At 45.7% G+C, this 12,426-nt stretch carries 11 protein-coding genes, 1 pseudogene and 1 riboswitch; of the genes and pseudogenes, 9 read left to right on the top strand and 3 right to left on the bottom strand.

All coding sequences use genetic code 11. The features are described from left to right. Positions 1-7: 7 nt before the first annotated feature. The 6 genes from MMY95_RS02130 to MMY95_RS02105 all read left to right on the top strand — a co-directional run bounded on the left by MMY95_RS02130 (position 8) and on the right by MMY95_RS02105 (position 5,370). Complete coding sequence (locus MMY95_RS02130) at positions 8-616, top strand: sugar O-acetyltransferase (protein ID WP_053267860.1); 609 nt, start codon at positions 8-10, stop codon at positions 614-616. Continuing rightward, entirely contained in the window at positions 609-1,277 is a 669-nt protein-coding gene (locus MMY95_RS02125) for an HAD hydrolase-like protein (RefSeq protein WP_053267861.1), read from the top strand. The genes MMY95_RS02130 and MMY95_RS02125 overlap by 8 nt, the downstream gene beginning before the upstream one ends. Positions 1,278-1,436: 159 nt before the next feature. Next, positions 1,437-3,116, top strand: a complete 1,680-nt coding sequence (locus tag MMY95_RS02120) for an SWIM zinc finger family protein (RefSeq protein WP_104795735.1) — start codon at positions 1,437-1,439, stop codon at positions 3,114-3,116. A 435-nt stretch (positions 3,117-3,551) separates the two neighbouring features. Beyond that, positions 3,552-4,184 carry an NAD(P)H-binding protein gene (locus MMY95_RS02115; protein WP_053267863.1) on the top strand — a complete coding sequence of 211 codons (633 nt, stop codon included), beginning with the start codon at positions 3,552-3,554 and terminating at the stop codon, positions 4,182-4,184. 229 nt (positions 4,185-4,413) lie between these two features. Continuing rightward, a complete protein-coding gene (locus tag MMY95_RS02110; RefSeq protein ID WP_003644450.1) occupies positions 4,414-4,803 on the top strand; it encodes a YbgA family protein in 390 nt (129 codons plus the stop codon). A 165-nt stretch (positions 4,804-4,968) separates the two neighbouring features. After that, positions 4,969-5,370, top strand: a complete 402-nt coding sequence (locus tag MMY95_RS02105) for a Spx/MgsR family RNA polymerase-binding regulatory protein (RefSeq protein ID WP_003640632.1) — start codon at positions 4,969-4,971, stop codon at positions 5,368-5,370. Positions 5,371-5,569: 199 nt separating this feature from the next. Here MMY95_RS02105 and MMY95_RS02100 read toward each other — a convergent pair whose 3' ends face one another. Both MMY95_RS02100 and MMY95_RS02095 read right to left on the bottom strand, forming a co-directional pair. Beyond that, a complete protein-coding gene (locus tag MMY95_RS02100) occupies positions 5,570-6,175 on the bottom strand; it encodes an NUDIX hydrolase N-terminal domain-containing protein (protein ID WP_053267864.1) in 606 nt (201 codons plus the stop codon). 15 nt (positions 6,176-6,190) lie between these two features. Continuing rightward, complete coding sequence (locus tag MMY95_RS02095; RefSeq protein WP_027822021.1) at positions 6,191-6,943, bottom strand: DeoR/GlpR family DNA-binding transcription regulator; 753 nt, start codon at positions 6,941-6,943, stop codon at positions 6,191-6,193. A 192-nt stretch (positions 6,944-7,135) separates the two neighbouring features. On the opposite strand from MMY95_RS02095, the gene MMY95_RS02090 reads away from it, so the two are divergent. Next, complete coding sequence (locus MMY95_RS02090; protein ID WP_053267865.1) at positions 7,136-8,827, top strand: FAD-dependent oxidoreductase; 1,692 nt, start codon at positions 7,136-7,138, stop codon at positions 8,825-8,827. A gap of 120 nt (positions 8,828-8,947) precedes the next feature. Beyond that, positions 8,948-10,093: an ArgE/DapE family deacylase gene (locus tag MMY95_RS02085; protein WP_053267866.1), complete on the top strand. Its 1,146-nt coding sequence runs from the start codon at positions 8,948-8,950 to the stop codon at positions 10,091-10,093. Positions 10,094-10,162: 69 nt separating this feature from the next. Here the strand turns inward: MMY95_RS02085 and MMY95_RS02080 are convergent, their stop codons facing one another. Beyond that, entirely contained in the window at positions 10,163-10,612 is a 450-nt protein-coding gene (locus tag MMY95_RS02080) for a MarR family transcriptional regulator (RefSeq protein WP_003640626.1), read from the bottom strand. 165 nt (positions 10,613-10,777) lie between these two features. Between MMY95_RS02080 and MMY95_RS02075 the strand changes: the two are divergent. After that, positions 10,778-12,172, top strand: a pseudogene (locus tag MMY95_RS02075) (DHA2 family efflux MFS transporter permease subunit). Between the two features lie 56 nt (positions 12,173-12,228). Further along, a riboswitch (Fluoride riboswitch) is annotated at positions 12,229-12,294 on the top strand. The last annotated feature ends 132 nt before the right edge of the window (positions 12,295-12,426 follow it).

The following is a 12,426-nucleotide window of genomic DNA, read 5'->3' as shown; positions in this document are numbered from 1 at the left end:
GTGCTTAATGATGGATGAACGACAGCGGAGTTTGAGCGGTCAGACCTATGATGCACACGCACCAGTATTTTTAGAGCTAAAACGGCGTACACGGCAACTTTTAAGCCAGTATAACCAGCTCGCCTATGACCAAAAAAGTGAGAAACGTACGATATTGCAGGCTATGTTTGCCAAGATTGGATCGAATGTTTCGGTGGGGAGCCCATTTATTTGTGACTACGGGTGTAATATTTCGATTGGTCAGAATGTTTCAATCAATATGAACTGTACCTTGATCGACTGTAATCGGATTACCATTGGCAATAATGTCTTGATTGCCTCAAATGTTCAAATTTATACGGCCACCCATCCGGTCGAACTGCATGAACGTTTACGTGCGGACTGGCAGTCAGATAGTGATCAGTATTTTTGCCAGACGTTAGCGCGACCAGTCACAATTGAGGATGGCTGTTGGATTGGCGGTGGCGTGATTATTATTCCCGGCGTGACAATTGGTCGGGGATCCGTGATTGGTGCCGGTAGTGTGGTCGTCAAAGACATTCCAGCTAATTCGTTGGCGGTAGGCAATCCTTGTCGTGTGATTCGGCAGATTAATCAAGGTGAACCGCATGCTTAAGATGATCGCCTTTGACTTTGACGGCACGCTCGCGCCGACGATTCCAATGGTGATTGACGTCTTTCGTCGTAGCGTTGCACCGTACGTTGAGCACGAACTGACCAAGCAAGCTATCGTCCAGACGTTTGGGCTAAATGAGGTTGGGATGGTCAAAGCAGTGGCTGGTCAACGGTGGCCGGTCGCTTTGGCCGCCTTTTATCAAGAATACGCTCGCGCACATTTACGGGTGTCAGCACCGTATCCGGGAATCGTCACACTTTTAGAACTGTTGCAGCAGCAAGGGGTGGCGCTAGCTCTGATTACGGGTAAGGCGGCTAAGAGTTGTCAAATTTCCTTGGACGTGACTGGCCTGACGTCCTATTTCCCCACGCGGTTGTATGGTTCTGAGTGTCAACCTAATAAAGCTGACAATCTGCGACAATTGATGCGCACTAAGTCGTTAGACGCCGCGGAACTCTTGTACGTTGGCGATACTCGCTCAGATTTTGAAGCAGCTGATACGGCTGGGGTGCAATGTTTGACGGCGGCGTGGGATCCTAATCAGCCAATTGTTGAAGCCGGCGATCAGATCGTGTTTACTTCGGTCGAGCAGTTGTGGGCCTACTTGCAACGGCGACTTGGTCATGGATTGGTGCGGCCAATGAGCCACAAACCACGGTGAAAAAACAAGCTTTTTAGTGTCAACAGATAAAGTTATGACACGGCGTATGCTAAATGAGGGTCGGTATTGAGTGATATGGTGAGAAATTGCTTGCCGGGTCTTGCCCAATCCGCCATACCGCAGTATGGTTAGGACAAACGAGTTAACGGGAGTGACAATATGGACTGGGAAGACTATTTTCCAACGGCAATCGCTGAACGTGGGTACGATTATTACTTACAGGGGTATGTCACTGATTTAAAACGGACCAAAACACAAATTACGGCAATGGTTACGGGCACGCAGGACTATGGCGTGGTGATTGATCTCGCTAATGGTGACTTTCACGGTGGCGCGTGTGAGTGTCCGTATGCCAATAGTCATCCGTACTGCAAGCACATGGCGGCCGTTTTGTACCAAGCGATGGCGGCTGATAAACCTGCCAGTCAACAGCAAGTTTCCAAAGCACCAACTAGTTTCGACAGTCTTGAACAGACTGCCACTAAGCTGGTTGAGCGGGCTACTGATCGGCAAGTCCGGGACTTTTTGAGTGTGGTGTTGGCCCATGACAAGCATCTCGTCCAGCTGTTCCAGACGGTCATGGGTGAGACTAATGTTGTGACAGATTTACCTGAATATCTCGCGAGTGTTGATGATTTATTTGACACAAACGCGGATGGCGGTGGTTTTATCGATTATGATGCGGCGACGGACTTCGGTGATGAGGCCTTAACTCTCCTAAAAGAAGAGGTGCAACCGTTGGTCGATCACGGCGAGTATGGTTTGGTATTTCAAATCTTAGCGCATCTGATGCTTAAAATCGACCACGTCGACATTGATGATTCCGATGGTGAGATCATGATGATCATGAGTGCTAGTGACGACTTGTGGGAAGCTGTCTTAACAAAAGCCGACGCGGATGGGCAGCAGCAGGTGTTTGATTGGTTATGCAAACAATTAACGAAGTCGTTGAATATCATTGAAGATACGCTTGACGATTTATTATTCACATATTTCAAGACGCCAGCGTTTATTGATGCAAAGCTGGTGTATACCGCTAAGCGGTTCCGTGCGGTGCAAAAACACCCGGATCTCTGGGACTATGACTGGCAGATAAAAAAATGGCTAAAGCACTATTTACAAATGATGTCTGCGGCTCATGTGCCTGATAAGCAAATTATTAAATTTTGTGGCGCTAACTTGGCGATACCGCAAGTTCGCTTGTTTTATAGCCAGTTCTGTCTTCAACATCAAGATGAGGCGCACGCGGTCCAATTGCTAAAGGATGGTAAAAAGTTGGTCACGGACGATCCCAGCATGTTAGCGGAACTTAGTCGCCAACTAAAGGACGCTTATCAGCAATTAGGTGAAAAACAACTGTATCGTCAGGAATTATGGCAATTGCTGACTGAATATGCGCCAGCGGATGAGATGCTATTTTCAGAGTTGAAGCAGAGTTACCCGACCACGGATTGGCCGGCGGTTCGCGAGCAACTGTTGACAGCAATCGCGAAGAATTCCAATGTCGATTTGAAACCACTGTACGTGCAAGAAAAATTATTGAACCCGCTATTAAAAGCGGTCGTGGCCGCAGACGGACTCTGGGATTTACGGATTTATGAGCCGTTATTGAAACCACGTTTTTCAGATCTGCTATTAGCGAAATATGATCATGAAGTGCGGAAAATGGCTACTACTACTGGAACTCGGCGAAAGTATCAACAATTAGTTGGCATATTGAAACGGATGCTTGCTTACCCGGCTGGTAAATCGACCGTGCAGGCGATTGTACATGATTGGCAGCAACAATATCCGCGGCGTTCAGCAATGATGGATGAGCTCTCGCGGCTAAACTGGTAATTGATCGTTAGTTGGCGCAGCAATCGCGAACAGAGTTGAGTCGCATCGTTAAGTTTAGGATCGGTTCCTACCCCAAACTTAGCGGTGCTTTTTTCATAGCCAACTGCGGGCATAATAAATTGTCTTTGGGGCCTCGGTCATCCTGGCCAAGCTAAAATGGTAGGACGTTAGTCTATTTCAAAGTTATTAATAGCTATCCGTACTCAGGGCTGACCGGTGGCTGTCATTGACCCTGTTATTCAAAATAAGGCTAATCAGTCATCGAATCACAATTAAGTTTAAATAATGACCGAATTATCATCTTGGAACCGGTATAATAAGCCTTAAGCGACCGAACTGATTAACCATAGGGTGTGGATATGCGCTGTTGGCGTCATTTGTGGTTCGGCCGTTGCTACGAATAAATTAGCGAGTGATGTGAGGACGTGATCAGTAATGAATATTTTGATTATTGGAACGGGTAAATTGGGGTATGAAGTGTATCGTCGAGTGGCCGTGATGCCGCAGCACCACGTGACTTTGTTGGATCATCACCGACATGAGCATGATGTCTCGTTAGCCACGCAGTTAATCGGGGATGCGAGCAATGTTGATGATTTAAAACGCGCGCTGCGAGGGATTGACGTCGTATTCTCAACGGTGGGCATTACCCACGCGGCGCAGTTTGCCACGGCATTGGTGCAAGCGATGGATGCAGTTGGGGTCAAACGGCTATTTTGGACGACCCAGTTTCAAATCAACTATGATCAGATTTCAGAAGCAATGTACACCTTAGCCCACCGCGAGTTTGGGTTTAGTCGTGAAGTTGAGACGACCTATGTGGCGGGGCAAAAGGCCGGGGCCGCAGTCATCAGGAATAGTGATTTGGACTATACATTGCTAGCCTGTCATTTTTTCAAGTACAATGATGAAGCGGGTCAATTAATTGTTGAACCAGCTGGAAATGCTGTTAGCGGTGGGCCACTTAGTCTATTCTCATTGGCGACATTGATCACCGATATGTTGGAACATCCACAAGATTATCCGCAACGGGAGCTCATGATCTCAGCTTGGCCAGGCGAAAAGTAACATCAGTTCTGGCTAATCAACTTTAATTGACAACAGTAGTACTCATAAAATATAAGTTTTGATGGCGATAGCTAAGTTGCACCAACGGGTAACTGGGCTATCGCCATTTTTGTGCTAAGTTTCAAAACTTACGACTGTTACCAGTGTACTAATGTAAATTGGTTCTATTTTTCTGAGCCAGACGGTACAATATTTGTAAATTCATCAAAAGATTGAGGAGATGGGAGCAATGTCACAATGGCAACAAGATTGGGCTTACCAAAAGTACTGGGTCATGGCACACTCACAGCAGCATTATAATGCCATCCGACAATTAGCTCGGCACAATGATTGGTCAGCTGCAAAACAGGAACGCTACCAACAATTATTAGCAGAAGCCGAACAAATTACGCCAACTAAAGCCACGTTGACAACGGCTTATCAGCACGTCTGGGGCTATTTTAAAAAGCAGTGTACGCTGGCCGAGAAGCAACGTTACTTGAATTTACTAACGAATTTAACCCCGGCACACGATCAGCTTGGGCCGTTCTTGTGGCAGTTGACGGTGAAGTACGAAGTGGCTTATTTGCTGGCGTCACGCTTGCTGCGCGCGTTTGATCAGCATGAAAATCAACGGTGATTCGTATAACATTTATATTATTTAAACAATAATAAATATGAAAAAACAATGAATTTTTTACGGTTACTTCGTTCAGGTCTTTACAAAGTTATGAATAACCTGCTACAATAATAAACAAGTTATAATTATCATAATAAAAACACTAATCAAGGAGGCGAAATAATTATGATTAAATTGTTTACGCAAGCAGGATGTAACTCATCGCGAAAGGCCCGCCAATGGTTCCGGGATCATGATATTGCATTTGAGGAGAAGAACTTTAGTAGCGCAGCCCCTACTGTTAGTGAGTTAAAACAAATTCTGTGCCTAACTGAGAATGGATTGGAAGATATTATTTCTACCCGTTCACAAAGTTATCCCGCAATTGCTGATAAGCTGCCAGATATGTCATTCAATGAGACGCTCCGGCTGTTATGCGAACAACCCCAGTTGTTGCGGCGGCCAATTATTGTTGGTCGTAATAAATTGCAAGTAGGCTTTAATGATGATGATATTCGCCAATTCATTCCCCGGCATATTCGGCGACTGAATTTTCAACAAACCTTAGTTGGATTGGTGGATATGTAATGATAGGGGACTTAAAGTCCACCATATTGTGAAAATGGTAATTACTAGGTTGATGTAAATTAATGTTAATCCGACGCTCTTTTTCATAATTGTTGATGCCAATAGCGGCCTAACTTGATTGAAAGACGTCATAAAGAAACAAAAACATCCCGGCTAGCAGACAGGCTAGTCGGGATGTTTTTGGCGTTTCAGCAGTCATTTAGTCGACTGTGATGGTAGTGGAAGATGCCATTAGCTGTGCCAACTGTTCTTCGGTTGTCCGGTTTTGGGACAACGGTGGCAAGTTGTCGAGCGTAAAGTAGGCTGTTTGGGCGACCTCAATGTTAGGCTCAAATTGGCCATCAGTAATTTCACAAGCAAAGACCAATTTATAATACTGAAATGGTTGGGGAATATCGACACGTAGAGCAGTATCAAAAACGGTGATGAGCCCCTGAACCGCGACGTGACGGCCAGTCTCTTCCCACACCTCGCGTTGCACATTTTCAGTCGGCGTGTAGCCCACGTCAGCAAAGCCGCCTGGTAAGGCCCATAGTTTCGTTTTAATATCTTGAACGAGTAGTAGCTGATTACCATGGCGTATCAAGCCGCGAACGTCGATTTTGGGGGTAATGTAGCCAGAGTCCTGAGTTAGAGCAGCCGTCAGGTCAGCAGTGGCGGCGTTGGCAGCGGCGGCCATTTGTTGAATCAATAAGGTTTGCAACTTTTGATAGCGATCTTTGTCGAACGGGTCAGTCGTGTAGGCTAATCCGCTTTGAATCAGGGCTAACATTGCCCGTTGAGTAGTTAATAGTGAAGATGGCATGTTAATGATCCTCCTCTAAAGGTAAATAAGTTTATCAGGTGCAATTTTAGTAACTAGGTTATCCGGTAGTGGCTGATCAGTCACAAAGTAATCAAAATCACTGAGAGCTAGCAAGTTGAAGTTGTGGCTGACGTTCACCTTGGTGTGGTCAAACAACAGCACTAGCCGGTCGCTTTGGGCGCGCAACGTTTCCTTTAAAGCAATATCAGATTCGTAAGCGTAATAAACGCCATCTGCGGTCAATCCAGCGCAACTCAAGACCGTGGTCGTAAATCGAAATTTGTGTAGTGCTAGAATGCTGTCAGCGCCTTGAACACACCGTTGTTGTGCATCTAATGTGCCACCCAGGATACGCGTTTGAAAATTGCTATGTCGTAATGCCTGGTCAGCAATGTCAAGGGAATTCGTAACGATCATGCCGGGGTGCTTGGACTGGAGATATTGTGGTAGACAGGCAACGGTGGTTGAGATATCTAGAAATAATAACGCATCATTTAGTAAATACGAACTGGCAGTGTGGGCCAGGGCTCGTTTAGTTTGCAGTAAGTCATCATCCCGGTCCAGGTACTGATCCAGCTTATTAAACGTATTCGGCCGACTAATGCCGCCGTAGTTTCGTTCAGCCAAATTATGAGCTGCGAGTTTGACAATATCGCGCCGGGCAGTGTCGCGTGAAGTCCCCGTTAATTGCATAATGTCTTTTAAACTCAGTGATGGGTGGGTTTTTAATTCATCAAGAATCAATGTTAAGCGTGTTTTTTGGTTCATAATTGATCACCTTAAGCTTTTTTAAGTGTTAAACACATACTAACTTATTTTAGCTTAAATAGAAAGCCAATGACGTCAATTAATGAAAACGGTTGAATTAATCGGCGTTGATGTTGTGGTTACGCCTTGAAACCCTTAAAATTAAGCTAATTAGTGGCAGGGCTACAGCATACCTACGAAAGGATGGTTCAGATGGAAGTGAAAAAAGTGGTCATTGTTGGTGGCGTTGGTGGTGGTGCTTCGGCGGCGGCCCGTGTGCGTCGATTGGACGAGTTCGCTCAGATTACAATTTTTGAAAAGGGGCCGGATGTCTCATTTTCCAATTGTGCCTTACCGTACACATTCAGTGATGTGATTGACCAGCCCGATGACGTGATTTTAAAGACACCGATGCAATTCGAGCAACAGTACAATATTGACGTTCAAGTGAATACAACGGTTGTCGCCATTGATGCGCAGGCTAAGACAGTGATGATCAAACGGCAAGGACAGGTAGCAACGACGATCGTCCCATATGATACACTGATTCTTTCACCTGGTGCTCGACCGATACTACCCACAGTGATTGCGGGAATCGACCGGCCCAATGTTAAAACGGTCCGCAATGTTCAAGATGTCCGAACGATTCAAGCGTATCTGACTGAACAACACGTTCATGATGTGACGATTGTTGGCGGCGGCTTTATCGGACTAGAGATGGCTGAGAATTTACAACAGGCTGGCTATCAGATCACAATCATTGAGGCTGCCGAACACGTCTTGGGCACTTTGGATGACGAGTTTGCTCAGCTAGTACACAAGGAACTATACGATCACGGTGTGCAGGTGATACTGCAAGAACAAGTGACGGCCATTGGTGCAACACAAGTGCAGCTCGCCTCGGGACGCGCCGTGACCAGCCAGTTAGTGATTGTGGCAATTGGGGTTACACCAGTAACTGAATTAGCGGTTCAAGCGGGTTGTGCGTTAGGCGTGACCGGTGGTATCAAGGTTGATCATCGTTACCAGACGTCCGTGGCCGACATTTATGCGGTGGGTGATGCCATTGAAGTGACTAATCGGCTTACACGTCAATCTACGCGGCTAGCATTGGCATTTCCTGCACAAATGCAGGCCCGACACATGGTGGATCATTTATACGGGCGGACGCCACAGTATCAGGGTGTGATCGGATCGCAGGTTCTTCACGTCTTTACGTTAAACGTGGCGTCAACGGGCCTGAACGCTACTGAGTGTGAGCACCAGCAACTTGATTATCGGTTCGCAACGGTGGCACCACAGAATCGGGTCAGCGTGATGCCAGGGACAACAGACGTCTTTCTTAAGTTGATATTCAGTTATCCGACTGGTGAGATTTTGGGCGCGCAGGCCATTGGTCAATCGGACGTCGACAAACCGATTGATATTATCGCTAGTCTAATCACGATGCACGGTCGAGTCAGTGACCTGACAGATGTTGAATTATGTTATTCGCCATGGGTCAGTACCGCCAAAAATGTCGTCAACATGGTTGGCTTAGTGGCGGAAAACGTCCTGAATGATGAATTTAAGCAGGTTGCGGTGACGCAGGTTCGACAGCTGGTCTTGGCGGGAGCGTTTATTATCGATGCCCGTGAACCACAAGAGTACGCTGATGGACACATCAAGGGCGCGCATAATATTCCACTGAGTCAGTTTCGACAGCGCTTAGTGGAAATTCCAACCAATCAGCCAGTTTATATTCATTGTCAGACCGGACAGCGAAGTTACAATATGGTCCGCGCGTTACTTCAGCGCGGCTATACGAATGTGGTCAACATTGCTGGGTCGTATGCCGAACTAGTTCAGTATGAATATTTTAATGATCAGACAACGGGGCGAACCTCAATTTTGACACGAACATGATGATTGATAACTAAGATATTAATTTCAACAAAATTTGATAACGTAGCAGAGGCTATTGGGTAAAATAGAAGGTTCAGAAGTGTTAGACTGAAATTATCATAAGAAAGTTGGTGGCAAAATATGCGAACGATTGAAGACGATGCAGCGCTTAAGATTCTAGCGGATGTGATTAAGATTCCATCAGTTAACGACCATGAGTTGACGGTCGCAAAATATTTGCAAGCCCTGTTGGCGAAGTATGATATTTCAGCTAAAATTCACCCCATTACCGGTGATCGTGCAAATCTAGTTGCTGAGATTGGTCATGGGCAGCCTGTTTTAGCAGTTTCCGGTCATATGGATGTGGTTGCGGCGGGTGACCTGGCGGCGTGGGACACCGATCCTTTCACCTTAGTAGAAAAATCCGGTCAGTTATTTGGTCGGGGTGTCACGGATATGAAGGCTGGTTTAGTCGCATTAGTCGTTGCGATGATCAATATTCAGCAGCAAGGTGGCCCTAAACATGGCACCATTCGCTTGTTGGCGACAATGGGCGAAGAAGTTGGTGAAGCTGGCTCTGCTGCCTTTTATCAACAAGGGGCGATGCAAGATGCAGCTGGTTTACTGATTGCTGAACCTTCAACGGTTTATGGAACAGCGGCTGAGCAGAAGGGGTCTTATGACTTAAAATTGACGTCTAAGGGTAAGGCGGTACACAGTTCGACACCCGAACGCGGCTATAATGCCTTAGTCCCGCTGATTAAATTACTCAATGAAGCCAATGACTATTTTGAAACGATTCCGGCAGGCGAGATGGGACCGGTCAGATTTAACATTGACGTGTTAAACGGTGGGGACCAAGTAAATTCGTTACCCGATTTAGCGACTGCACTCGTTAATGTGCGGACGATTCCGGAATACGATAATGACCAAGTGACCCAAAAATTAACGGACCTGATCGCAGCGTATAATCAGCAAGGTGCTAACATTAAGATGACCGCTATCATGAATGAGTCACCAATTGCAACCACGGCTGATAATCGGTTAGTAAAGTTAGTGCAGGCCATTGGCAAGCCCTATGCTGGCCGCGATGTTGTCGTTGCCTCAAGTCCGGGAATTACCGATGCTTCTAATTTGGCTAAGCGTCAACCAGCCGATTTTCCCTTTGCGGTTTATGGACCGGGTAATATGACCCAACATCAGGTCAATGAAAGTTTACCAAAACAGATGTTTTATGACTTTATTGCAATTTATCAACAGCTGTTTACACGTTTTTTGGCCGAGTAATCGGTGTTGATTGATCGTAAAATCAAAGACCCGCTAGCAGTCAGTGACTGTCAGCGGGTCTTTGAATGGTTAGTACCAATTTTCAGGTGCATGGGTCGGTGTTGAAAAAGCAACGGCAATTTGTCGCAGGGCTTCGTAAGTTTCGGCGGTATTTACCCCTAAAATTGTCGCCATTCGTTGTTCACTGGTTTCAAAGAAACGTTCGATCTTGGTGGCTAATTGGCGGGCCTTGGGTGTTAGGAGTAGTCGTTTGTAGCGACCATCGTCCTTTGCTGGCACGCGAATGAGTAAATCAGCGGCTTCCATTTTGGAAACGAGGCTGGAACAGGTTGCTTTACGAATATTGAACTCTAATTCTAAGTCCCGTTGGAAGAGGTCGTGATGCTGTTCATTGTTGGCAATAAAGTTGATCGTACTGATTTGCATGCCAGTTAGTCCCAGTGATTTTGCATAATGGTCTGAGTCCCTGGCTAATGCATTGTTCGCTTTCTTAATCATGATTCCTAATGAATCTTGCATGGGAGGACTCCTTAATGATATTATGGTTCGTATTCTAACTAAAGTGAATTATAAGAACTAATTTTTAAAAAGTCAATTAAAATAGAGCTTAAAATTTTGAAATAGTGTGCTAAAATAGTTAATTAGTTCGCATTCGAACTATAGGTTAAGGAGCTGATTTTAAGTATGGAAAAACGTGTTGACCTCAAATTGATTCTTGCAATCGTGGCTGCCGGATTACTTTCATTTTGCGGAGTGATCGTGGAGACTGCGATGAATATCACTTTCCCTAAGTTGATGCGAGAATTTGCACTCAATACGGCGACGGTCCAGTGGATGACCACGGCTTACTTGTTAGTAGTCGCAATTATTGTGCCAATTTCGGCGTTTCTGAAACGCCGTTTTCGCACTAAAACGCTGTTTGTGACAGCCAATTTATTGTTTATACTGGGATTGGTCGTTGACGCGACCGCGACCAGTTTTCCCGTTTTAGTCACTGGACGAATCATTTAAGGACTGGGAACTGGGATTGCTTTACCGTTGATGTTTAATATTATTATTGATTGGGCACCGGCACGGCAGAAAGGGACCTTGATGGGAATTGGCACGCTGATTACCGCAATCGCCCCAGCACTGGGGCCGACTTTTGGGGGCTTGATCGTTAGTTGGATGGATTGGCATTGGATTTTCGTGCTGCTGATCCCGGTACTCGTGATTTCACTTGTGTTAGGGCTATATGCGATTCGGCAAGCCCAGCCGACAGTTAAAGTTGGATTTGATGTGGTCGGTTGGCTGATGATCGTCCTCTTATTCGTTGGCTTTACAATTGGATTTAGCAAATTAGCCACGATTACCACGCAACCACTGATTTTTGTGGCTTGGCTAGTAGTCGGTCTGATTGGTCTTGTGGGGTTCGTTATCCGCACACGTCGAGCGGCACAACAGCTAATCAATCTGGCGATTTTTACCACAAAATCTTATGATTTGCAATTAATGGCGTACTTTTTGGTTCAAATCTGTGCCCTCGGGTTGGCCTTCATATTGCCCAACTACATCCAGTTAGTGAACGGCAAGAGTGCTTTGTTAGCTGGCTTGTTTGTACTACCTGGCGCGGCAATCGGGGCTGTTTTTGCCCCACTAGGTGGACGTATTCTAGACAGTCTGGGTGCAGCCAAACCAGTCCTAACGGGTTCAACAATTTTGGTTATTGCCATGGCACTGTTTACGGTGTTGGGGATGCACCTGTCAGGCGGTTTGATTTTAGCCATTTACATTTTATTAATGATTGGTATTGGCTTAACCATGGGTAATACGATGACGAGTGGCTTACAGCAGTTGTCAGCTGAGCATCAAGCTGATGGCAATGCCGTGTTCAATACCATGCAGCAGTTTGCAGGGGCCATTGGGACTTCAGTCGTGTCCGCCGTTATCACGTTAGTTCAAGTACAGACGACTGGAACTAGTGCGCATCGGACAGCGTTAGGGTCAACCATGGCGTTGGGGTTATTGCTGATTTTAGTGCTGATTGAATTGGGGACCATGATATTGGCAATGAAGACGCGTCAAGCTGGTCAACGATAAAAATGTTATAAAAAGATTGACATTGTTTTGAGAAGGTGTAATCTTTAGTTGTTCAAAAGTTAATCGGCGATGACGTTCGCCACATAATAATTGATAATCAATTTGATGACGTCTACTGTTTGTTTTTCAGACAGTAGGCGTCTTTTCTTTTTGGTTAAGAAGGAGAGATTGATATGGAAAAACAAGTTATTGAAACGGTCGCGCGTTTTATAATTAAGTTAGCCACCCAGCCAAAATGGTAAAAAAAAGACACC

Source organism: Lactiplantibacillus sp. ME-2 (genome assembly GCF_022549155.1).
GTDB classification, from domain to species: domain Bacteria; phylum Bacillota; class Bacilli; order Lactobacillales; family Lactobacillaceae; genus Lactiplantibacillus; species Lactiplantibacillus plantarum.
The sequence above is the reverse complement of the archived record's forward strand: the minus strand, read 5'-3'. Positions and strand labels throughout refer to the sequence as shown.

Excerpts from the sequence above, each read along its gene's own strand:
- MMY95_RS02100 (WP_053267864.1), bottom strand. The coding sequence starts at position 6,175 with ATGCCATCTTCACTATTAACTACTCAACGGGCAATGTTAGCCCTGATT.
- MMY95_RS02080 (WP_003640626.1), bottom strand. The coding sequence starts at position 10,612 with ATGCAAGATTCATTAGGAATCATGATTAAGAAAGCGAACAATGCATTA.
- MMY95_RS02090 (WP_053267865.1), top strand. The coding sequence starts at position 7,136 with ATGGAAGTGAAAAAAGTGGTCATTGTTGGTGGCGTTGGTGGTGGTGCT.
- MMY95_RS02125 (WP_053267861.1), top strand. The coding sequence starts at position 609 with ATGCTTAAGATGATCGCCTTTGACTTTGACGGCACGCTCGCGCCGACG.
- MMY95_RS02095 (WP_027822021.1), bottom strand. The coding sequence starts at position 6,943 with ATGAACCAAAAAACACGCTTAACATTGATTCTTGATGAATTAAAAACC.
- MMY95_RS02115 (WP_053267863.1), top strand. The coding sequence starts at position 3,552 with ATGAATATTTTGATTATTGGAACGGGTAAATTGGGGTATGAAGTGTAT.
- MMY95_RS02085 (WP_053267866.1), top strand. The coding sequence starts at position 8,948 with ATGCGAACGATTGAAGACGATGCAGCGCTTAAGATTCTAGCGGATGTG.
- MMY95_RS02130 (WP_053267860.1), top strand. The coding sequence starts at position 8 with ATGATGGATGAACGACAGCGGAGTTTGAGCGGTCAGACCTATGATGCA.
- MMY95_RS02120 (WP_104795735.1), top strand. The coding sequence starts at position 1,437 with ATGGACTGGGAAGACTATTTTCCAACGGCAATCGCTGAACGTGGGTAC.
- MMY95_RS02105 (WP_003640632.1), top strand. The coding sequence starts at position 4,969 with ATGATTAAATTGTTTACGCAAGCAGGATGTAACTCATCGCGAAAGGCC.
- MMY95_RS02110 (WP_003644450.1), top strand. The coding sequence starts at position 4,414 with ATGTCACAATGGCAACAAGATTGGGCTTACCAAAAGTACTGGGTCATG.